The organism is Hymenobacter glacieicola, assembly GCF_014640315.1.
GTDB classification, from domain to species: Bacteria; Bacteroidota; Bacteroidia; order Cytophagales; family Hymenobacteraceae; genus Hymenobacter; species Hymenobacter glacieicola.
Genome location: NZ_BMGS01000001.1, coordinates 114,452 through 136,972, shown reverse-complemented (window position 1 = coordinate 136,972; position 22,521 = coordinate 114,452). Strand labels below are relative to the sequence as shown.

The following is a 22,521-nucleotide window of genomic DNA, read 5'->3' as shown; positions in this document are numbered from 1 at the left end:
AAGCTAGGCCGCTACTACCTGCTCAGCCTACATCGAAAACCCTACCCCACTTTTGGTCCACACCCGATGAATTCAGGCGGCCTTTAGGTGAGGCAGGGTTTTCGAGGATGGCGGACAAGGAGCCTACTTGCTGTGTAGGGTAAGCTTCAACTCGTTAAGCTTGAGCAGGGCTTCGATGGGCGTTAGCGTGTTCACGTCTAGCTTTTCCAGGAGTTCCCGCAGACGTTCCAGCGCTGGGTCAGCGGGCTCGAACATACTGAGTTGCAGGCTGGGGCGCGGAGCACTGTGCATGGCAGCCGTCGGTTGGGCCTTGGGGCCACGCGGGGCTACCTCCGCTGCGGGGGCGTGCCCGTTCAGTGGCACTACTTTCCCGCGGGTGGGCTCGTCCTCGAGGCCGGCCAGCACTTCGTCGAACTCGGTGGGGGCATCCGCATCGGGGCCGGCGGAGGTGCGCTCCTGCTCCAGGTGGTGCATAATTTCGTTGGCGCGCAGCACTACGGAGGTGGGCATGCCGGCCATGCGGGCCACGTGAATGCCGAAGGAGTGCTCGGAGCCGCCTTCGCGCAGCTTGCGCAGGAACAGGATGCGGCCATCGGCTTCCTTCACGGCCACGTTGTAGTTGCGCACCCGCGGGCAGTCGTCGGCTAGTTGGTTGAGCTCGTGGTAGTGGGTGGCAAACAGGGTTTTGGCGCGGGCCTTGGGCGAGTTGTGCAGGTGTTCCACAATGGCCCACGCAATGCTGATGCCATCATAGGTGCTGGTACCCCGCCCAATTTCGTCCATGAGGACCAGGCTTCTATCCGACAAATTATTGAGGATAGACGCCGTTTCGGTCATCTCCACCATGAAGGTACTTTCGCCCTTGCTCAGGTTGTCGGAAGCGCCTACGCGGGTGAATATCTTGTCGATGATGCCCAGGTGGGCCGCGTCGGCGGGCACGAAGGAGCCGATCTGCGCCAGCAGCACAATCAGGGCCGTTTGGCGCAGCAGGGCCGATTTACCGGCCATGTTCGGGCCCGTAATCACCACAATCTGCTGGTCGTCCTGGTCCAGGCGGATGTCGTTGGGAATGTACTGCTCGCCGGGGGGTAGCTGGCGCTCAATCACAGGGTGGCGACCGGCCCGGATATCGAGGATGGTGGAGTCATCGACGGTGGGCTTGACGTAGCGGTGCTGGCGGGCGGTAGCGGCAAAAGACGCCAGGCAGTCGGCCACGCCAATGGCGCGGGCGTTCTGCTGAATCTGGGTGACGTAGTCGGCGGCAAAGAGCACGAGGTCGTTGTAGATGTTCTGCTCAATGACGAACAGGCGCTCCTCGGCGTGCAGAATCTTCTCCTCGTAGGTTTTCAGCTCCTCCGTGATGTAGCGCTCGGCATTTACCAGGGTTTGCTTGCGAATCCAGGAGGTAGGCACCTTGTCCTTGTGGGCGTTGGTAACTTCGAGGTAGTACCCGAACACCTTGTTGTAAGCAATTTTCAGGGAGGAAATACCGGTTTCCTGCACGGCCCGCTGCTGGAGCTGAAACAGGTAGTCTTTGCCCGAAAAGGCCATGGCCCGCAGTTCGTCCAGCTCCCTGTCTACGCCATCGTTGAGCACGCCGCCCTGGTTGGTCAGAATGGGCGCATCGACCCGGATTTTGGCCTGAATTTCCTCGCGCAGGGTAGTGCAGGGGTTGAGCTGATCGGCCAGCTTCTGCAGGGCGCGCACGCCCGAGGCGGCCAGTTCCTCCCGAATGGGGCCAATGGCTTCCAGGGCTCGGGCCAGCTGCTGGAGCTCCCGCGGGTTCACGCGGCGCACGGCCACCTTGGAAATCAGCCGCTCCAGGTCGTTGATCTGGCGCAGGTGCTGCAGGGTGTTTTCCAGCAGCTCGGGGGTTTGCAGCAGGGCTTCTACCGTATCGAGGCGGCGCTGAATTTGGGCGGGCTCCTTCAGGGGTAGCACCACCCACTTGCGCAGCAGCCGGGCGCCCATGGGCGTCACGGTCTGGTCGAGAATGTCAATCAGGGGCACGCCGCCGGGGTGCTGAGGCTGCACCAGCTCCAGGTTGCGCACCGTAAACCGGTCGAGCCACACGTATTTGTCTTCCTCCAGGCGCCCGATGCTGCCGATGTGGCCCACGTCGGTGTGCTTGGTTTCGGCCAGGTAGTGCAGAATGCAGCCCGCGGCCGTGATGCCCTCGCGCAGGCCATCAATGCCAAAGCCTTTGAGGGAGGTAGTGTTGAAGTGGCGGGTGAGGGTTTCGTGGCCGTAGTCGAAGCCGAACACCCACTCATCCAGCGCGAAGTGGCAGTAATCGGGGCCGAAGTGGCTTTCGAACTCCTGGCGGCTTTTCTTGCAGAACAGCACCTCGGCGGGCAGAAAGTTCTGGAGCAGCTTGCCCAGGTAGTCTACCGTGCCCTGGGCCACCAGAAACTCGCCCGTGCTGATGTCGAGGAAGCTGATGCCAGCTTCCTGCTTACCGAAATGCACGGCGCAGAGGTAGTTGTTGCTCTTGCGTTCCAGCACGTTGTCATGCAGGCTCACGCCGGGCGTTACCAGCTCCGTGATGCCGCGCTTGACCAGGCCTTTGGCCTGCTTGGGGTCTTCAAGCTGGTCGCAGATGGCCACGCGCTGCCCGGCCCGCACGAGCTTGGGCAGGTAGTTGTCGAGGGCGTGGTGGGGAAAGCCGGCCAGCGGGGTTTCCGAGGAGGTGCCGGCCCCACGCTTGGTAAGCGTAATGTCCAGAATGCGGGAGGCCGTTACGGCGTCCTCGCCAAAGGTTTCGTAGAAGTCGCCCACCCGAAACAGCAGCACGGCGCCAGGATGCGCCTGCTTGAGCTGGTAGTACTGCTTCATCAGCGGCGTATCGACGACGGGCGCGGGCCCGAGGGAGCCGTGCGTGCGGATAGGCTTTTTGTTGGGGTCGGCAGTTTTGGTTTTCACTGGCAGGTAGATGTAGCGCGAAGCTCCAGCTTCGCGGATCGTGGGGCGGCAGGACCACGGCGGGGCCCGGGTTGGTTTTACCGGCGCGCGAAGCTGGAGCTTCGCGCTACGGGGCAGTAGCGGGCGTAACAACCGTTGCGCGGCCGGGCGTTCCTACCTTTGCCGCCATGCGCAAACTCTCGATGGAAGAACTGAACCGGCTGACGGTGGCAGACTTCAAAAATACGCGAAAATTCCCCCTTACCCTAGTGCTCGACAACGTGCGCAGCCTGCACAACGTGGGGGCCGCCTTCCGCACAGCCGATGCCTTTGCCATTGAGAAAATCTGGCTCTGCGGCATTACGGGCCGCCCACCCCAGCGCGAAATCACGAAAACGGCCCTGGGCTCCACTGAGTCGGTGGCGTGGGAATACGCTGCTTCCACTACTGAGGCCATTCAGCAGCTGAAGGCAGCGGGCTACGTGGTGGTGGCCGTGGAGCAAACCACCGGCAGCCGGCCCCTGCCCGCCTTCCAGCCCGACCCCGCCCGCGCCTACGCCCTGGTCATGGGCAACGAAGTGTTCGGGGTAGAGGACGAGGTGCTGGCCCTCTGCGACGCGGCCGTGGAAATTCCGCAGTTCGGCACCAAGCACAGCCTGAACGTGAGCGTGGCCGCCGGCGTCGTGCTCTGGGACTTTATTAGCAAGATTGGCTGGGGCCTAACCGAGTAAATGGCGGCAGAAATGTAAGCTTGGCAACAAAGCCTCTCATTTACTCAAAATTACGGTAAGAACTACGCGTTTTCTTGTGTAGATTTGAAACGGACCGCCCCGCGTGGGAGGCCATTGCCCCTGCCCACACCTATTTACCCTCCTAGCCCTTCTTGATGAAGTCAACTTTTACTCCTACGGTGCGCGTTTTAGCTACCGCTGCCCTCTTGGCAGTACCGGGCCTTGCCATGGCTCAATCGGCGGCGCTGCTTGACCAGGCGCGTAATGCGTTGCAGGCGCGCACTTCCGCCCTTGGCCTGAAGAAAACGGACGTTTCTGATCCGGCTATAACCAGCTCGTTCACTGACGACTACAACGGCCTCACGCACGTGTACCTGCGCCAGCGCTACCAGGGCGTAGAAATTTACAACGCCGTAGCCGACGTGCACCTGAACGCGGCGGGGCAAGTGGCTAGTCTGCACAGCACGTTTGTGGCGAATGCGGCAGCCCAGGCCCGGCCGGCCACCCCAGGCCTGACGGCCGAGCAAGCCGTAGCCGCCGCCGCGCGGGCCCTGAACCTGGCGGCGCCCCAAAACCTGCGGGTAACCAAAGCGGGCACCGCAGCGGCGGGCACGGAGTTCTCGACCGGCGGTATTTCCCTGGAGCCGATTCCGGTAAAGCTGATGTACCTGCCCATGCCCACCGGCGAGCTGCGCCTGGTATGGGACGTGACTATTTACCCCCGGGACGCCCGCAACTACTGGAGCGTGCGCGTGGATGCCTCCAGCGGCGCCCTGCTCGACCAGCACGACCTGGTGATTCGGGAGCCCTTCACCATGACGGCCCTCACCGCGCCCCTGGCCCTGGCCTCCACGCCTACCCCGGCGGCCCCCACGGCGGCCCGCCCCACGGCTGGCAACAGCTACAATGTGTGGCCCATTACGGTGGAAAGCCCCAACCACGGGGCCCGGCAGGTAGTAACTGACCCCGCCGACCCGGCCGTTTCGCCCTACGGCTGGCACGATGTGGATGGCAAACCTGGCGCCGATTCCCTGCGCACGGCCGGCAACAACGTGTACGCTTACGAGGACCGTAACAACCGCAACAACTCCACCACGGAGCTCTGGCGCGGGGGCTACGCCCCGAAAGGCGGAGCTAACCAAATCTTCGACGCAGCCTTTAACAGCGCTGTTACCGCGGCCCCAACTGCCAACCTTGATGCGGCCATCATCAACTTGTTCTACTGGAGCAACCTGATGCACGATGTGATGGCGCGCAAGGGCTTTACTGAAGCCAGCGGCAACTTTCAGGCCTTCAACTATTCGGGGCAGGGCCGAGGCAACGACGCCGTGTTTGCCGAAGCCCAGGATGGCATCATTGCCAGCCCACCGGACCTGAACAACGCCAACTTTGCTACCCCCGCCGATGGTCGCAACCCGCGCATGCAGATGTACCTGTGGGACCGTACGGTGGCCCTGGCTAGCGTAACGGCGCCAGCTAGCCTGGCTGGCCCCATTGATGCCACGGAGGCTGCTTTCACCCCGAAGCTTTCCAAAACGGGCCCCATCAGCGGCAACTTGGTATTGGTAAATGACGGCACCACTGCCCCTACCCTAGGCTGTAGCCCGCTAACAAACGCCGCGGCCGTTAACGGCAACATTGCCCTCATTGATCGGGGCACCTGCAACTTCACCGTGAAGATTCAGCAGGCCCAGGTCGCTGGGGCCAAAATGGCCGTTATTGTCAACAACAACCCCGAGCAGGCTCCTTACACCTTCGGGGCTGCTACTGATACTGCGGGCATGCGCATTCCGGCCATCATGGTATCTACTGCCGATGGGGCCCGTTTCAAGACGGCGCTGGCGGCAGGCACCACGGTGAGCCTGAACGTAACGGGCACCACTACCTACTACCGCGACGGTGACTTCGATAACGGCATTATTGCTCACGAATACGGCCACGGTATTTCCAACCGCCTCACGGGTGGAGCTGCCACGGCAACCTGCCTGCGCAATGCGGAGCAAATGGGTGAGGGCTGGAGCGACTTCTTCGGGCTGTGGATGACGACCAAGCCCACTGATGTGGGTACGACTGGCCGCGGTATTGGCACGTACGCCTCTTTCGAAAGCATCACCGGTCCGGGCATTCGCCCCACCCGTTACAGCACCGATATGGCAATAAACCCTTCTACCTACAATTACGTGGGGAAAACGGTAGGGAATACGGCATACACCGCTTCCCACCCCATCGGCTACGTGTGGGCTTCTGCCCTCTGGGATTTGAACTGGGCCCTGATTGCGAAGTATGGCTACAACGCCGACCTGCGCGGCACTACGGGTGGCAACAACATTGCCCTGCAACTAGTAATTGATGGCCTGAAGCTGCAACCCTGTGCACCCGGCTTTATTGATGGCCGTAACGCCATTCTGAAGGCGGACTCCGTAAATAATAAGGCGGCGAATTCGGCTATTATCTGGCAGGTGTTTGCGCGGCGGGGTATGGGCTTTGGCGCCAGCCAGGGCAGCTCCGGCAGCCTCACCGACCAAACCGTATCGTTTGCCCTGCCGGCCGTGCTCAGCAGTCGGCAGCAGCTGAGCGAGAAACTATTGGAGTTGTACCCCAACCCAGCCAATAGCCAAGTGGTGGTACGCACGCAGGTTAGCAGCGCAGCGCCCGTACAGGTAGAGCTGGTATCGTTGCTGGGGCAGCGCGTGAGCGTGCAGCAGGTTTCCGCGGCTCGTTTGCAGCAGGAAGGCGCGCTCATCAACACCGCTGACGTGGCGGGCGGCGTGTACATCGTACGCCTGACTACCTCGGAAGGTACCATCACCAAGAAGGTGGTAGTGCAGCACTAACAGGTGCGGCGCAGTTCGTCTTGGCTGCTTTGCTTCCCGTTAAGAAACGCCCGTCTGGCTTTGTGCCGGGCGGGCAGTTTTTTTAACTTTTTCCGCCTTCTTCCTGGTTATTCGTTTATGAGTTTACCTTTTCCTGATTTGTCTTCGGCTGATGCGGCGCTGCTGGCCCTGCGGCCCACGGTGGATGCCGTGGTGCCAACCGAGGCGGCCAGCTCCGTCGGCGACTTTCTGCACCAAACCCTGCGGCCCGTGCTCAAGCTCCAGAACCAGCGGCTGCTGACCGCGGCGGCCGATTTTCTTGCCGATCATCATGTGCCGTTTGCCGGGGCCGGCGCGGCGGAGCGCCAGCGGGTGGTGGCGGAGCTGCTCACGCGCAATACCAAGCTGCGCTACACCATTGTCGGGCTGGTTACGGGCCTGTTCACCGGTGCCGAAATGGTATTTTACCGCGCCCACCGCCCCGAGCTGAACCGGCGGCTGCTGGAACTGGCTGTTCGGCGGGTGCAGGACCAAACAGCGGAAATTGCTACCCTGCTGCCGCCTGGATGAGTACCTTCTACGCCACGCTGGAAGTAAGTGAGCAGGCCACGGCCGAGGAAATCCGCCGAGCCTACCGCCGGTTGGTTTTGCTGACCCACCCCGACCGCACCCCCGACCCGGCCGCCCACGAGCGGTACCTGGCCATTAATGCGGCGTATGACGTGCTGAGCCAGCCCGAGCGCCGGCAGCTCTACGACGCGGCCTTGGCCATTCGGCGGCGCCCGCCCGCGTCGGTGCCGCCTACTGCCCCCCCACGCCTAGGCCGGGACCGTGACCGGCACCGCCGGCCAGTGGCCCAGGCCCGGCGCGGCCCATCCCCCGATCCGTACGCGGTAGTATTCGCCCGCTACGCTCCCTGGGCCCGCCGCTTCTGCGTGCTCATGCTGGTTTTTTGCGGTTTGCTGCTGGTTGATTTCTGCTGGACCCAGGAATATCCCCGCGAGGTGGTGCAGGCCGTGGAGCGGCACTCCCTGTCGTCGCGCCGGAGCGGGTCCGTTACCTACTACACCTTTCATACCCAGCACGCCAACTTCCGCAACTACGACTATGACTGGACTATTGGCACGGCCCTGGCCATCCGCAAAAGCGCCCTGTTTGGCCAGATTCGGGAGTTTGCCGTGAGCGGAAAGGGCTGGCAGCGCGCCGACCAGGTAAGCATTTATGGCAACTTCCTGTTCGCGCCCCTGCTCCTGCTGCTTATAGCGGCTGCCGGGGCCTTCTGGCGCCGCTCCAACGTGTTCGTGTTCAACTGCAGCCTGGGGTGTGGGCTGCTCCTGCTGGTAGTACTTTACTTTCTGATCAGCGCCTGAAAAGCAAGCTCCATTCTACTGAAAAAGCTCCCGCAACCTGGGTTGCGGGAGCTTTTTCACGTACTGGGTTCAGCGCAGTTAATCGTACTGGGAGTCGCGCAGCTGGACGGGGGCGGCCTTTTTGCGCAGGCGCATGTTCAGCACCTCCACCACCAGGGAGAAGAACATGGCGAAGTAGATGTAGCCCTTCTCAATTTCCTTGTGGAAGGCTTCCATTACCAGCATCACCCCAATCATAATCAGGAAGGAAAGGGCCAGCATCTTGATGGTGGGGTTGCGGTTCACGAAGTCGGCCACAATGCCGCTAAAGACCAGCATAACGCCCATGGACAGGATGACGGCCAGAATCATAATCAGCACGTTATCCACGAGGCCTACGGCCGTCAGAATGGAGTCAAAGCTGAAGACAATGTCAATCAGGATAATTTGCAGGATGACGCTGCCCATGGAGGCGCCGCCTTTGGCGTTGTGCCCTTCTTCTTCCTCGCCCTGCAGCTTGGTGTGAATTTCGGTGGTGCTTTTGCCAATCAGGAACAAGCCCCCACCCAGCAGAATTAGGTCGCGGCCCGTCACGTTCCAGCCCTCGGCCATCCACGGCACGGGTATGCTGAAGAGCGGCGCTTTCAGGCCCACAATCCAGGAAATACTCAGCAGCAGCCCAATGCGGAAGAGCAGGGCCAGCAGCAGCCCGATGGTGCGGCCGCGGCTGTGTTGCTCCTGGGGCAGGCGGTTGACGATAATGGAAATAAAGATGATGTTGTCAATACCCAGCACAATTTCCATGAACGTGAGCGTCAGCAGGCTCACCCAGGTTTGGGGGTCGGAAAAAACGGAGAAGTCGAAGTGCATTGAAGCGGTAGTGAAAGGATGGAGTAGCCCAAGCAGGACGGCAAGGACGAGCGGGCGGGCCAGTTACCGAAGCGAGCTGGCCTTACTACGAAAAAGCCCTGGTTTCGTCCGCCGCGCCCTACGACTTCATGTTGACAAACTGCAGGGGTTGGCCAATATCAGTCCGGCGGAGAATGGCAATGGCGGCCTGCAGCTCGTCGATTTTCTTGGCCGTAACGCGGATCTGGTCGTCCTGCATCTGGGCCTCTACCTTCACCTTACCGTCCTTGATGGCCTTAATAATTTTGCGGCCCGCCTCTTTGTCGACCCCGGCGCGCACCTTGATAACCTTTTTGATAAGGGCGCCATTGGCCTGCTCCTCGGCCGTGAAGTCCAGGGCCGTGCCATCAATGCCTTGCTTTACTACGCGCGTGAGCAGAATGTCCTCCAGGGCTTTCACGCGCATGGAGTTTTCCGAGGTCAGAGTTACGGTATTAGCTTTCTTATCCAGCTCAATACCACCTTTGGTATCACGTAGGTCGTAGCGGGTCTGGAGTTCTTTTTTGGCCGTATTCACCGCGTTTTCAAGCGTTTGCGGATCAACTTTGCTCACGATATCGAATGATGCCATGGGGAGAAGGGAGGTAAGAGGAGAAAGTCTGCGCTACGTAGGGCACCCACGCAGGTTGGCCCAAAGATAGGGAGGTAGCGAAATGGAAGAATGGTTGAGGTGGCCGGTTTTGGTTATCCAGGGCGCCTTGCCCGGCTCTTGCCTACGCTAAGCCCGGGTACGGGCGGCTAACAACCAGCTACCCCGAAACTAGAATTTTTCCCGGCCGCGCAGCAAATCCCAGTACAACTGAAAGTCGGCGCGCAGGGAAAGCCAGGGGTGCTGGAAGGTGGCCGGGCGGTTGTGCTCCACAAAGAAATGCCCCACCCAGGCAAAGCCGTAGGCCGCTCCTACCCCAGCCAGCACCAGCAGGGGCCGGGCCCAGACGACGGCCAGCACTAAGGCCACCAGAAACAGTGTGGTACCAATGAAGTGCAGAACCCGGGTGCCCCAGCGTTGGTGCTCCCGCAGGTAGTAGGGGTAGAACTCGGCGAAGGAGGGAGAAGCAGGCATGGTGGGAAGGGGTTTGCCTAAAGTACTTTACCTTTTGTGGGTATTCCAACCCGTTTGTTTCTGCTTTTTCCGGTTATGACGCCTACTCCCGATACTGCCGCCCTGCTTGCCATCTACAACCAAATCAACCAGTACGGCCGCGCCAACGGCATGGAGCTGCTGGTGCAGCATCCCGGCGACGTACGCTACACCATGACCATCCGCGACGAGCACCTTTCCTCGCCCGGTACTTGCCACGGCGGCGTGCTGGCCGGCCTAATGGATGCTACGCTGGGTGCCGCCGCGCTTTCGTTAGCCTTCACTACTGAGGAATTGGTTTCAACGGTAGAGTTCAAGATTAACTACCTCCACCCCGTCCATCTGCACGATCAGCTGGTGGCCCACGGCTTGGTGGAGCACCACGGCAAAACGCTGGTCGTCAGTAGCGCCTTTATTACCTGCCCCGCCCGCGACAACCTGGTAGTAGCCCGGGGCATGGGTACCTTCAACCGCTACCCCGCCTCCAAGCGCGACTTCCACACCTTGCTGTCCTCAGAGGCAGTGAGGTAGTGATTCAGTGAGGTAATGATTGAGCGAGTTGTCATGATGAGGGGGTACGGCGCCGCCATGCTTCATCACCTTTACCCGAAGTCTAATAAACAAGCAAGCCCTTACCTCCGAGCTGGAAATAAGGACTTGCTTCTTCTTAAAGGGGCAGCACTTCCTGAAGGACGGATGGTGTCGCGCTGCTCGCCCTGACAGAACTGGCTAAATCACCGCTCAAAAAGAAGCCGCCGGGCAACCTGTCTCACACAGGCTGCCCGGCGGCTTGGGAGCTACCGAACCGAGGCTAGTTATTACAGGCGTTCGGGAGAACCGGCCGACTCGTGCTCGTGCTCGTCGTACTCGTCGCCCTCTTCCATTTCGGGGGCTTCTACTTTGCGCACGTTGCGGGCACAGTCTTCGTCGCGGTGGTTGCGGCCTACCGTAAACTCCACCCAGTCGCCTTCGTGCAGTTCATTGAAGTCGCCCTCAGCCATGTCGGCGTAGCTGAAGAACAGGTTGTTCGGGGGCATTACCACGAAACCAAAGCCATTCTTGAGGTTTTTGATGGTGCTGATGCCCACCGTGCCTACCGGGCCCGCGGCCGTGGGGCCGGTGGGGCGCACGGGCTTGGGGGCGGGGAAGGCAACCGGCTCAGGCGTGTTCACGAACATCGACTCGATCAGCTCGTCGCCCGTGCTCAGGCCCTGATCAATGACTTCGTGCATTTGCACGGGGTAGGTAGCCTGCTCCAGCAGCTGCTGCGAGGCGCGGGTTACGCGGTTTTCGCCTTTGAAATCGGTGTACTTGAAGTCCCAGTTCAGCAGCATCACGCGGGTACCCACGGTGTTGAGCTTCTTGATCAAGGGAGCGTAGTCCGAGTCGCCGGCGATGAGCACCACCACGTCGAAGCTTTTGTGGATGGCCAGCTCCAAGGCTTCCAGGGACAGCCACACATCAATGCCCTTTTCCTGCAAACGGCCATCGCGCGTTTTCAGGGGCATGTAGTGGGTCTGGATGCCCATGTTCATCAGGATATCGTCCAGGAGACGGTCATGGAACAACCGATCTTTGTCGCGGGCTTCAGTAGCGGAGAGGCGGCCGCGGAAGAAGTGAGAGTCAATAATCTGGCTCAGGCGTACGTCTACGTCTTCTTCTTCAGCAACTTGATGACGGATAAATTCATGGAGGCCTTCCAAGCTAATACGGGCCTTACGGTCATGCTGGAAGTAGTAGTAATCACTGATTTTCAGGAAATAATTGCCGTCATAGAAGACGCCGATCCTAATCAGAGGGCTATTCATCTGGTTCATACAAGAAACGGGTTGAGCGCAAAAGGGTGTGTGTGAGTAAGAGCGGGTAAGTTGGTTCGGCTGGGCGCCTGGCGTGTACGCGCCCGATCAAAGATACAAGTTGTGAACCTTACAGTAGTGCAATAAACCATGGGCTAGGCTGTTTTAAAGAATGAGCACGTGCGAGTTAGCTGCTAAAAAATATGCGCCAGCTTCTACCGCGTACTAAATGATAACCGGCTAATTAAGGCATCCATGAACATGATAACGGGCTTCTCACGGTAGATATTCTACCCTTATCACCCCCTAGCTATACCCCGCGGACTCCTTTACAATATTAAATGATATATATGTATTATGCGAATCCGATAAATGCAAATTACATGCTTCCGCAACAAACCCAATAGGCTGAGCTTTGCGGAAAATAGTGGGCCTTACCGAAGAAGCTTCCGGTAGAAGTGCTACAAACCGGGCCCGGATAGATACTCTTCAAAGATACATTTTTAAGCCACCCAACGGCCACAAATTCGCCTGACTGGCCTATTCTATAGTCCAAGAGCCAGGAACAACAGACTAACGGCGCCGGGTTCCACCAGCAGGGGCAAATTAGCCCGGGTAGCGCCGCGGCCCACCTCTGCTAGAACCCCAGCCGGCCCACTACCAGCCCGAGCACCAGCAGGCCATAGCCGGCGCAGATGGCCAATTCCAGCAGGTTACCGCTTTTGGAGCCCGTCCGGATCAGGGGAATCTTCAGGGAAAAGTCGGTTAAGGGCATCAGCCACTTTACGCCCGCTTTGGTCAGGGTGTCGGCCAGCAAGTGAGAAGCGTAGCCGGAGCCGGCAAACAGGGCCACTCCGTGCCAGCCCAGGCCTTTATCGGCTAGGTGGCCGATGTAAGTCCACAGACCAGCGGCCCAGAGCGTGTGCGTCCAGGAGCGGTGGGAGGTAAAAGGCGCCACGCACACAAACAAGCCCAGCATGCTTAGCCAGATGTAGCCGGTGTAGAGCCCCGCCACCAGCGTGCACAACCCGGTAAAGAGCAGCGCCAGCTTGCGGGTGGAGTCGCCCTGCATGGCGGCCCCAATCAGGCCGAAAGCCAGGGCAATGGTGAAACCCAAGCGACGGTCGGGGCCGAGGGGGAGCTGGAAATGGGTGTAGAGTGCCAAACCAGCCGCCACGGCCACAAAAGCCCAACGCACGTAGGCCTGCGCAAACCCCAGGCGCTTGCTTAGGCGGGAGCCAGGATGGTCGAGGTCCGGGGCCAGGGAGGAAAAACCGGCCAGGGCAATGCCGGCGGGCGAAAACGGGATACCCGGCACGAGGCCCGCTACGGCCACGCCGGTAATCAGGCCAATGGCCAAGTGAGAAGAACCGCGCACTAAAAAAGTATAGTAGAGAATAAGCCGTAAAGATACCGCTTAGCCGAGCCGCTTTACTACAAGCTGAAGCAGGTTTTTGCGGTTACGGTCAAGCTGCGGCAGGTGGGGAGTTGACAGCCGGGTTCCGCCCCCTCACCACCAGTTCCGGATGCCGGACAATGGAGTGAGAAGCACCTGCGGTTGCCAGCGCGCCGAATGGCCACTGGCTACCCCTGTGCTGGCATGAAGCAGTTGGTAAGCACTGCCTCGCGGCATTAACCGATTCCTCCATATCAACCAACTAAGCTGCATGCCAAGGCACTTTCTGCCCGCGTATTTGCAGCACTTATCATATTTGCTCTGCACCGCATATTCTTTCTGCGTTACACTCGCGCCCTTTACCACGCTCAGGCTTCCTCTCCTCCACGCCTGTCGTTCTGAGCAGCGCGCAGGACCTTACCACGCCGGAACAGCAAACGTACCAACAACTCGTGCTACCGTGACAAGCTCCTACGCTCCCACTCAGGATGACGGCGTGGGGCAAAGGGCTCGTAGGTAGCGAATGGGTATGCAGGTAGTGAATGGGAGTGGAAATGGGTGTAGGGATGCGTGAGGTTGCGAATGGGCAGGAATAGTAAATAACAGGTAGCAACCAAGTTGAGTTGCCAAGAGGGCGACGTGGTAGGGCGAGGCAGCAACTACCCTGCGGGCTGGTGGCGGCACCGGCCTGCTTACCTTGCTTGGGCTGCTTACTCCGGGAAAGCAGCCGCCGGGAAGTGGTGCGAAGCCTAGACAACTATGCGCCCTGCTACCAGCGGCCGGAACTTCCAACCGCGGCAGCGCGTCCACTGCCGCTACCCCGCCATACGCCCTGCTACCAATGGCCGGAGCTGCCGTGCAAGCTGCCCTGGGCGGCTTGCACCTGGGTTTCCAGCAGGGCCAGGCCACGGCGGAAAGCATCGGTTACCTGCTGCTTCTCATGCTCGGGAAGGGGGCCCTGCTGCTGCACCTGCTGGCTTACCTGCCGCAGATGATTCAGAATATCGTCCCACTCGTCGCTTCCCTGCTCCTTCTGCTTGTCCACCATTGCCTTATGCCCGCTGGGGCCACTTCTGCGCGTGAACTGGGAAGATACGCGGCTGGCGAAGAAAAGTGTCGGAAACTTTCGGAGGCCGGCGGGGGTATTCAATAGCGTACATTTCCTGGGGAAGACTAGCCATGAGCTTCCGCTTGGCATAAGCTGGAGAGCTAGTGGCTACCTTTCGCCCGCAGAAATGCGCCTTGCGCAGCCGCTGCGCCCCCGTTGCCCCACGTTTGCCCGACCGGAGTTGACTTCGGCCGGGCTTCTACCTTTGCCTCCTCCCCTAGCCGATACTCGTTTTGAAGGTCACCGATTTTCTCAAGCTTTACTCCCTGGACCCGACCACGCTGACGGTAGGGGCCCGCCTGAATCCGGCCACGCGCAACTCGCTGAAACCGGCGGCCGACAAGCCCGAGGCTCCCGTGCGCCTGCACCTGAAGGGCCTGGTGGGTTCCCAGGATGCGGTGTTGGCCGCCGCCCTGCACCAGGAGTTTCCCGATCAGCACCACCTGTTCATCCTGCACGACCGGGACGAGGCCGCCTACTTCCTGGCCGACTTGCAGCACCTGGTGCCCGAGGAGGAGCCCCTGCTGTTTCCGAGCTCCTATAAGCGGCCCTACTCCTTCGACGAGACGGAAAACGCCAATGTGCTCATGCGGGCCGAGGTACTGAACAAGCTCAACTCCCACCGCGGGCCCAAAACCACCGCCGAGCAGGATGCCGAAAACGCCGCCGACGCGGCCGAGGCTACCGAGGAAGGCACCGCCAAACCCAAGGGCAAACGGGCCAAAGCCAGCGCCAAAGAAACCGCCGGCGCCCTTATTATCACCTACCCGGAGGCCCTGTTCGAGAAGGTTATTAACAAGAAAAGCCTGGTAGCAAATACCTTCCTGGTGAAGGTGGGCGACAAGCTGGATGTGAACTTTATCAGCGACATGCTGGCCGAGTACGACTTCGAGCGCTCGGACTTTGTGTACGAGGCCGGGCAGTTTGCCGTGCGCGGGGGCATCGTGGACATCTTCTCCTACGCCAACGAGCTGCCCTACCGCATTGAATTGTTCGGGGATGAGGTGGAAACCATCCGGACGTTTAACCCCGAAAGCCAGCTGTCGGTGGAGAAGCGCCAGCAGGTGAGCATCATCCCGAACGTGCAAACCAAGCTGCTGCAGGAAACGCGGGAGTCGTTTCTGGACTTTATTCCGCGCAGCACCGCCATTTGGGCCAAGGACGTGCGCCAGACCTTGGACGTGGTAGAGGAGTATTTCGACAAGGCCGAGCAGGGCTTCAAGGAGCTGCTGGCCGCTTCGGGCGGCACGCAGGTGGTCAGCAAGCCGGAGGATTTGTTTGAGTCGAGCAAGACGTTTCGGAAGCTGCTGGAAGGGTTTCCGGTGGTGGAGTTCGGCAAGCGCTTCCACTTCAAGGCCGGGGCCGAGGAGTTTAGCTTCAGCGCCAAGCCCCAGCCCAGCTTCAACAAGGACTTCAACCGCCTGGTCAAGAACCTGCACGACAACCAGCAGAAGGGCTACACCAACATCATTGCCGCCGAGCAGGTGCGCCAGGCCGACCGCCTGCGCACCATCTTCGACGAGCTGGACAACAACGTGCAGTTTCAGCACCTGCTGCTGGGTTTGCGCGAAGGCTACATCGACGAGACGCTGAAACTGGTGGTGTACACCGACCACCAGCTGTTCGAGCGCTTCTACCGGGCCCAGGAGACGCGCAAGTTTTCCAAGAAAAAGGCGCTGACTCTGAAGGAGCTACGCACCCTGGTGCCCGGCGACTACGTGGTGCACCAGGACTACGGCATTGCCCGTTTCGCGGGCCTGACGCAGGTGGAAATCAACGACCGGCTGCAGGAGGCCATCCGGCTGGTGTACCGCGACGACGACGTGCTGACCGTCAGCATCCACGCCCTGCACAAAATTGCCAAGTACTCGGGCGCCGAGGGCACGCCGCCCACCATGAGCAAGCTGGGCTCGCCGGAGTGGGAAAACAAGAAAAAGTCGGTTAAGAAGAAGGTCAAGGACATTGCCGCCGAGCTGATCCGGCTGTACGCCAAGCGCAAAACCGCGCCCGGCCACGCCTTCGCCCCCGACTCCTTTATGCAGGCCGAGCTGGAATCCAGCTTCATCTACGAGGACACGCCCGACCAGGCCAAGGCCACCGAGGACGTGAAGCGCGACATGGAGGTGCCCCACCCCATGGACCGCCTGGTGTGCGGCGACGTAGGCTTCGGCAAGACCGAGGTAGCCATTCGGGCCGCCTTCAAGGCCGTGGCCGATAGCAAGCAGGTAGCCATTCTGGTGCCTACTACCATCCTAGCCATGCAGCACTACAAAACCTTCCGGGAGCGGCTAGGCAACCTGCCCGTGACCGTGGAGTACGTGAACCGCTTCAAGAGCACCAAGCAAATCAAGGAAACCCTGGCCCGCGTGGCCGAGGGCAAAACCGACATTCTCATCGGCACCCACCGCCTCACTAACAAGGACGTGAAGTTCAAGGACCTGGGCCTGCTGGTGATTGACGAGGAGCAGAAATTCGGGGTAAAAACCAAGGACAAGCTCAAGGAGCTGAAAGTGAACGTGGACACGCTCACGCTGTCGGCCACGCCCATTCCGCGCACCCTGCACTTCTCCCTGATGGGTGCCCGCGACCTGTCGGTTATTGCTACCCCACCGCCCAACCGCCAACCCGTGCAAACGGAGCTGCACGTCTTTGACGAGACGCTGGTGCGCGACGCCATTGCCCGCGAGCTGAAGCGGGGCGGGCAGGTGTTCTACGTGCACAACCGGGTGAAAGACATTGAGGAGCAGGCCAGCCTGATTCTGCGCCTGGTGCCCGATGCCCGCGTGACCTACGTGCACGGCCAGATGGAGGGCGACCTGTTGGAAAAGCGCATGATGAAGTTCGTGGATGGCGACTACGACGTGCTGGTGAGCACGACCCTTATTGAGTCGGGCCTGGACATTGCCAACGCCAACACCATCATCATCAACCGGGCCCACATGCACGGCCTCTCCGACCTGCACCAGATGCGGGGCCGGGTGGGCCGTTCCAACAAAAAGGCCTACTGCTACCTGCTCACGCCCCCGGTGGCTGGTCTGCCCTCGGACGCCCGCAAGCGCCTGAGCACCCTCGAGGAATTCTCCGACCTGGGCGCGGGCTTCAACGTGGCCATGCGCGACCTGGACATTCGGGGGGCGGGCAACCTGCTGGGCGGCGAGCAGTCGGGCTTTATCAACGACCTGGGCTTTGAAACCTACCACCAGATTCTGGACGAGGCGGTGCAGGAGCTAAAGGAAACCGAGTTCCGCGACCTGTTCCTCGGCGACCCGACCCAGCGCCTGCAGGAAGCCGCCGGCACCAGCGGCCCCAAGGAGTGCAACATCGAGACGGACCTGCAAGTCCTGATTCCGGACCGCTACGTGAGCAACGTGTCCGAACGACTGCAGCTGTACAGCAAGCTCGACCGGGCCAAAAACCCCGAGGAGCTGCGCAAGGTGCTCACCAGCATGGTGGACCGGTTCGGTCCGCTACCTCCCGAAGTAGAGCAGCTGGCCGACATCGTGCGCCTGCGCTGGCAGGCCTGCCAGGCCGGCTTCGAGAAGCTGACGCTCAAGAAAAACCTGCTCAAAGGCTTCATTCCGGCCACCAACAACGAGCCCTACTTCCAGAGCGACACCTTCGGCAACATCCTCAGCTACGTGCAAACCCACCCCCGCTCCGCCTCCATGAAGGAGCGCAAGGAGCAGCTTATTCTATCGGTGGAGGAAGTGAAAAGCGTCCAAGCCGCCAAGCGTATTCTCAGCGAGTTGGGCAGTGAGGAGAAGGTAGGGGTGTAAAATGCGAAGGGTGAGTTATTAGGGTGATGAGTTATTATTGGTTCGATGGCGAAGATTGAAGAGGAGTCATCATGTTTATCCCCGAATCAATAAGGCTTAATCAATGCCTTTGGCAAAACCCCAAAACCTTTTTAGCAAATTGCATTTGCACTCACAAATAACAATCCCCAAGTATTCATCTCACAAGTCATTACATCAATAAAGCAAAACCGCTATGAATTTCATTTCTCGCAAAGAATTTAAATCATTAACTCCTTTTGAATGGAATGATATTGCTCCACTATCAATAATAACTGGCCTTAATGGCGTTGGCAAAACCCAATTATTACACTTAATGCAATCCGCTTTCTACAATTCTACCCAGGGAGGCACCAATCAAACTGATAATGAAGTTTTTTTTGAAAATTATACACCAACTTCTAATAATTTATATGTAAGAGACTATAATTATGGATTTTCAGAGAATTCATTTAGCTTTTACGGTCTAAACTTTCTTACAAATGCTATTTATGAACATTGCTTTTTAAACAAACATATTCAGCAATATCAAGGAAAAAATAGCTATGGCATGCAAGGATTTATAGACAACTATTTTGACAAAAACGAATCAAATATTCAAGAATGGGAAGCAAAAAATATGCTAAATAGGTTTATAAATGTAGTAATGAATAAACCGAATGAAATAAAAGAATATATTATTGAAAAATCCAATAAAGAACAGAGCAAAATTAAACGTGATGACATTGCTATAAATTTACCTGTGCACATTTTTTTACAAGATAGAGATCTTGCAAGGAACGATGGTACAGATTTTCTATTTTTTATGCATCAATATAAAAAGGTTGCGTTAAAAAAACAGGGCGTCGAATCCGATGGAAACCAAATTACACCTTGGAGCATTTTAAATGAGGTAATTGAAGCAACTAATTTGCCATACATTGTCAATGAACCATCAGCCGAAGAAATGGAGAAAATATTTTCTAGTCCTTTTTCCAGGGTTGACAATGACGCCTATAAGGTTAAATTACTGCATCGGGATAATCAAACAGAAATAGGTTTTCATGATCTTTCATCGGGAGAAAAAGTACTTATGTCATTAGCTTTAACATTATTTTTTTCTCAGGAAATTGGCAGTCAACAACAATTAATGTTATTAGATGAACCTGATGCCCATCTACACCCTTCAATGGCCAAATTATTTTTCAACGTAATATACGATGTTTTAATTAAAAACCACGGAACTCAGGTAGTAATGACTACCCATTCAGCTTCTACAATATCATTAGCACCTGAAGTTCTAGATTGCGGAATTTATGTACTAGGAAAAGGGCCAACATCAATCACAAAAGTTGGCAAACAGACTGCGATAGACATTTTATCAGAAGGTCTGATATTAGTCACGCCGTATACCAAGTACATTTTAGTAGAAGGAATCAATGACAAACCCTTCTTTGAATCAATATATAAAAAATTATCAGACAATAAATTAATAAATCCTACAACATACCTTGCATTTGTCCCTGGAACTGGAAAAGGCAGCGTAAACCACTGGTCAACTGGATTAAGAAACTCTGGGCTTGGTGAAGTTGTTAAAGGAATTATAGATAGAGATAATGGAAATACAGAATCCCCAGGTGTACATCTCCTAAAAAGATATAGTATAGAGAATTATTTACTTGATCCTATTTTTGTTTTATGCGCAGGCAATAGAATCCCTGACTCTATTCCGAAATACGGCTTTACAAGCGGAGATGAGGAAAAAATAAAAGGTTTTACACAGATACAATTACAAGATATAAGCGATAAAATACTTGAAATAGTGGAAAATAATTTACCATCTAAATTACTACCCTTGACTAGCCATGACAAAGAAATTATTGACACCGAGTATAGCAAAGGCATAGTTTTAAGATACCCTAGATGGTTTTTAGAAAAAAGAGGAAAGGATCTATTAGGCGTTTTTCAACAACAGTTCGGACCTACAATTGACCATAGATCTTTAACTTTGGCTTTTAAGCGCCTCGATTTAATCCCTAAAGACTTAATTAGTCTATTCCAAAATCTACAAGCTTAATTACAAGCTACAGTCTTTACTTATACACGTAAAAAGGCTAACCTTCTACCAAGCTCGAACTACAAACTCGCGCTTAGTAGAAGGTTTAGCGTAGCAGCAACTATGATATAGTAGCAAGACAAGAGTTTATGAACAGTCCTAGACGCTACTCCTAAGTTCAGTTTAACTAAATTACTGCTTAGCGTGTGCTTAATTGAACAGAATAAACAGCTAAGACGCATGAACAACTCAGACCTTACCCGTCTGCATTTTTTGAAAACCACTACCGCCACCAAAGCCAACCTGAAGGGCTTGCTCCACCTTGGCTACGGAGGTGGCCTAGAGGCATACAGCTACCACTCGGCTTTCAGCACCGACATGATGAGCTTATCGTGGAACCGGCCGTTGCGCAGGCACGCTTCGCGTAGGCGGCCCTCTAGCTTGAAGCCGGCTTTGGCGTAGGCTTTTACCCCACCTACGTTGGGCTCCGATACGGTGAGCATAATGCGGTTGAGGTGGAGCTCGGTGAAGCCCAGGGCCAGCACTTGCTTCGTGACTTCGGTGCCCACACCCCGGCCCCAGTGGGCTTTCTCCCCAATGAAGATGAAGTACTCGCCCGATTGGTTGAGCCGCGAGATGCCGGAGATGCCCGCGTAGCCAATCAGCTCCTGGGTATCGGTGGTGAAGATGCCCCGGTTAAGGCTGCTGTCGTCGCGGAGGGTGCAGGCAAACCAGGCGTCAATCTGGGCCGGCGTGGTCATGATCTGGAACGCCGAGAGGGAATACTCGATGACTTCGGGGTCGGCAATCCACCGGTAGAAGTGCGTTACGTGTTCCGGTTGCAGAGGGGCTAGCGTAATCATGGGCCAGTTTTGAGCGAATGTAAGGCTCGGGGTAATGGCTTACGCCCCATTCTATTTTGGTTTTGCCGGTGGAGTAGTATTTGCCTTGCTGCAACCCGCGCCAGAGAGTTTCCCAGGTGCCGGCAATGGTATTGGGGTTGTGGGGGAGGCCGCTGAAATGTTGGGGGCTCACCCGGGGGTAGGCGGCTTGGATAGCGGCCCGGTCGCCGAGAAACCACGCTTCCAATTTCTGCACGGCCAGCTGGGTTAGGATGCGGAAGGGCTGCCCCAAAGGCACTGCTCGGCGCTCAGGCCCAACGCTAAACTTCCCTACCCCTGTTCAACCAACAAGCCACCCCGAAAACGGGGTGGCTTGTTGGCTTTTCCACAGACAGAGGGGTAGCAAGCCAAACTAGTTCTGTTGCTTGCGCTGGCGGTTTTCCTGCTTAATGCGCTTTTTCACACCATCGTCCACGCCCTGGCCGGTGGGCACGGGCTGGTACAGGGAGCTGGGGGTAGCGGGCGCAGGTGGGGCCGTTTTGATTTGGTAGCGGTGGGCAACATTGGCCGAGATTCGCTCGGTGAAGTGGGGCAGCAACTGGTGAGAGAAGGAGGCGCCGCGGGCTTTCCAGCCCACCGGCAGCTCCTGCCGGGGCCGCACCGAGGAGCGCACCATAGCATTTACTACTTTACTGGGCGGGTCCATGGCGGCCATGCGCGGGGTGCCGCCGCTGTAGTTGGCCGCGTGCCCCCAAAACGGGGTGTCCACGGCCCAGGGCTCAATAGTCACCACTTTGATGTTCTGGTAGCCCTGCAAGCGCAGCTCCTGGTTTAGGGCCTGATCCAGGTTGCGGATGGCGCCTTTGGTGGCGGCGTACACGGCGTGGTAAGCCAGGGGCACTTTGCTTTCTACCGAGCCCAGGTTTAGGAGCGTGCCGCTGCTCTGCTTCTGGAATATCCTGATGGCGGCCTGGCTGCCGTACACTACGCCCTTCAGATTCACGTCAATCAGGCGGGAGTAATCGGCCAGCGGAATTTCCCAAAACCGCCCGATGCCACCTACCCCCGCATCGTTCACCCATACATCTACCCGGCCAAATTGCTGCAGGGCGGCATCGGCCAGGCGTTGTACCTGCTCGGGCTGGCTGATATCGGTGGTAACCACCAGGGCCTGGCCGCCGGCAGCGCGGATGTTGCCGGCTACTTCTTCCAGCACTTCGGTGCGGCGGGCGGCTAGCACCACGTTGGCTTTCATGGCGCCCAATTGCTCGGCCATGCCGCGGCCAAAGCCGCTGGAAGCCCCAACAATAACGTAGGTTTTGCCCTGCACCTGCTGCCGCACGGCCGCGCCCGGCTTGGAGGTAGCGCAGCCACCCAGCCACCCTCCCAGCAGCAACAGCAGCCACGCCACCAACGGCCGGTAAGGCAACAAGGAAACGGGGCGAGAGGCCGACCGACAAGACGCAGGTTCGGTGGCGCCAAGCTGGCGCTGAGGTAGGAGCTGGTTCATAGTAAAAGAAGCTAGCGAAGCAGAAGTTGCGGCTATTTCCTACGGTAGCTTACCCGGCTTTGATATGGCCCAGCTTTCTGAAAAAGGCCTTTCGGGTAGCAAATACCCGGGCACATGAACATACCCGCGCCCCCGCTTCAGAGTAACCGTTGAGCTACTCTGGGGCGGGGGCGCGGGGTATAAACAGCTACGCCGGACGGCGGGCCAGCAGCGCAGTGCCTCGCCGCCCGAAGGCTTACCAGCGGCTCAGTTAGGT

General features: G+C 57.8%; 16 protein-coding genes. 7 read left to right on the top strand and 9 right to left on the bottom strand.

Going from position 1 to position 22,521, the window contains the following annotated elements; translation table 11 throughout:
* Positions 1 to 123: 123 nt before the first annotated feature.
* The gene (gene mutS / locus IEW18_RS00580) at positions 124 to 2,835 is read right to left on the bottom strand and encodes a DNA mismatch repair protein MutS (RefSeq protein ID WP_188556332.1); all 2,712 of its coding nucleotides are present in this window, start codon (positions 2,833 to 2,835) and stop codon (positions 124 to 126) included.
* Positions 2,836 to 3,089: 254 nt separating this feature from the next.
* Here mutS and IEW18_RS00575 point away from each other — a divergent pair, with 254 nt between their 5' ends.
* The 4 genes from IEW18_RS00575 (at position 3,090) to IEW18_RS00560 (ending at position 7,815) form a co-directional block, all read left to right on the top strand.
* Positions 3,090 to 3,632 (top strand): RNA methyltransferase, encoded by a 543-nt coding sequence (locus IEW18_RS00575; RefSeq protein WP_188555881.1) that lies wholly within the window; start codon positions 3,090 to 3,092, stop codon positions 3,630 to 3,632.
* 155 nt (positions 3,633 to 3,787) lie between these two features.
* A complete protein-coding gene (locus tag IEW18_RS00570) occupies positions 3,788 to 6,466 on the top strand; it encodes a T9SS-dependent M36 family metallopeptidase (RefSeq protein ID WP_188555880.1) in 2,679 nt (892 codons plus the stop codon).
* A 117-nt stretch (positions 6,467 to 6,583) separates the two neighbouring features.
* The gene (locus IEW18_RS00565; protein ID WP_188555879.1) at positions 6,584 to 7,015 is read left to right on the top strand and encodes a glyoxalase; all 432 of its coding nucleotides are present in this window, start codon (positions 6,584 to 6,586) and stop codon (positions 7,013 to 7,015) included.
* Positions 7,012 to 7,815, top strand: a complete 804-nt coding sequence (locus IEW18_RS00560) for a J domain-containing protein (RefSeq protein ID WP_188555878.1) — start codon at positions 7,012 to 7,014, stop codon at positions 7,813 to 7,815. Before IEW18_RS00565 ends, IEW18_RS00560 begins: the two co-directional genes overlap by 4 nt.
* Positions 7,816 to 7,893: 78 nt before the next feature.
* Here IEW18_RS00560 and IEW18_RS00555 read toward each other — a convergent pair whose 3' ends face one another.
* The 3 genes from IEW18_RS00555 to IEW18_RS00545 all read right to left on the bottom strand — a co-directional run bounded on the left by IEW18_RS00555 (position 7,894) and on the right by IEW18_RS00545 (position 9,766).
* The gene (locus IEW18_RS00555) at positions 7,894 to 8,664 is read right to left on the bottom strand and encodes a TerC family protein (protein WP_188555877.1); all 771 of its coding nucleotides are present in this window, start codon (positions 8,662 to 8,664) and stop codon (positions 7,894 to 7,896) included.
* Between the two features lie 118 nt (positions 8,665 to 8,782).
* Positions 8,783 to 9,274: a YajQ family cyclic di-GMP-binding protein gene (locus IEW18_RS00550; protein WP_188555876.1), complete on the bottom strand. Its 492-nt coding sequence runs from the start codon at positions 9,272 to 9,274 to the stop codon at positions 8,783 to 8,785.
* A gap of 189 nt (positions 9,275 to 9,463) precedes the next feature.
* Positions 9,464 to 9,766, bottom strand: a complete 303-nt coding sequence (locus IEW18_RS00545) for an Mpo1-like protein (RefSeq protein WP_188555875.1) — start codon at positions 9,764 to 9,766, stop codon at positions 9,464 to 9,466.
* Between the two features lie 75 nt (positions 9,767 to 9,841).
* On the opposite strand from IEW18_RS00545, the gene IEW18_RS00540 reads away from it, so the two are divergent.
* Positions 9,842 to 10,315, top strand: coding sequence for a PaaI family thioesterase (locus tag IEW18_RS00540; RefSeq protein ID WP_188555874.1), 474 nt, complete (start codon positions 9,842 to 9,844; stop codon positions 10,313 to 10,315).
* A gap of 287 nt (positions 10,316 to 10,602) precedes the next feature.
* On the opposite strand, the gene IEW18_RS00535 is transcribed toward IEW18_RS00540, so the two are convergent.
* The 3 genes from IEW18_RS00535 to IEW18_RS00525 form a co-directional block, all read right to left on the bottom strand.
* On the bottom strand, positions 10,603 to 11,601 hold the full coding sequence (locus IEW18_RS00535; protein WP_188555873.1) for an NYN domain-containing protein: 999 nt from the start codon (positions 11,599 to 11,601) through the stop codon (positions 10,603 to 10,605).
* Positions 11,602 to 12,217: 616 nt separating this feature from the next.
* Positions 12,218 to 12,958, bottom strand: a complete 741-nt coding sequence (locus tag IEW18_RS00530) for a metal-dependent hydrolase (protein ID WP_188555872.1) — start codon at positions 12,956 to 12,958, stop codon at positions 12,218 to 12,220.
* Between the two features lie 853 nt (positions 12,959 to 13,811).
* Entirely contained in the window at positions 13,812 to 14,024 is a 213-nt protein-coding gene (locus IEW18_RS00525; RefSeq protein WP_188555871.1) for a hypothetical protein, read from the bottom strand.
* Between the two features lie 293 nt (positions 14,025 to 14,317).
* On the opposite strand from IEW18_RS00525, the gene mfd reads away from it, so the two are divergent.
* Together mfd and IEW18_RS00515 are read left to right on the top strand one after the other, a co-directional pair.
* Complete coding sequence (mfd, locus tag IEW18_RS00520; RefSeq protein WP_188555870.1) at positions 14,318 to 17,860, top strand: transcription-repair coupling factor; 3,543 nt, start codon at positions 14,318 to 14,320, stop codon at positions 17,858 to 17,860.
* 214 nt (positions 17,861 to 18,074) lie between these two features.
* On the top strand, positions 18,075 to 19,934 hold the full coding sequence (locus IEW18_RS00515; RefSeq protein ID WP_188555869.1) for an AAA family ATPase: 1,860 nt from the start codon (positions 18,075 to 18,077) through the stop codon (positions 19,932 to 19,934).
* A 332-nt stretch (positions 19,935 to 20,266) separates the two neighbouring features.
* On the opposite strand, the gene IEW18_RS00510 is transcribed toward IEW18_RS00515, so the two are convergent.
* Together IEW18_RS00510 and IEW18_RS00505 are read right to left on the bottom strand one after the other, a co-directional pair.
* Positions 20,267 to 20,776, bottom strand: coding sequence for a GNAT family N-acetyltransferase (locus IEW18_RS00510; RefSeq protein ID WP_188555868.1), 510 nt, complete (start codon positions 20,774 to 20,776; stop codon positions 20,267 to 20,269).
* 391 nt (positions 20,777 to 21,167) lie between these two features.
* The gene (locus IEW18_RS00505; protein WP_188555867.1) at positions 21,168 to 22,265 is read right to left on the bottom strand and encodes an SDR family NAD(P)-dependent oxidoreductase; all 1,098 of its coding nucleotides are present in this window, start codon (positions 22,263 to 22,265) and stop codon (positions 21,168 to 21,170) included.
* Positions 22,266 to 22,521: the final 256 nt, after the last annotated feature.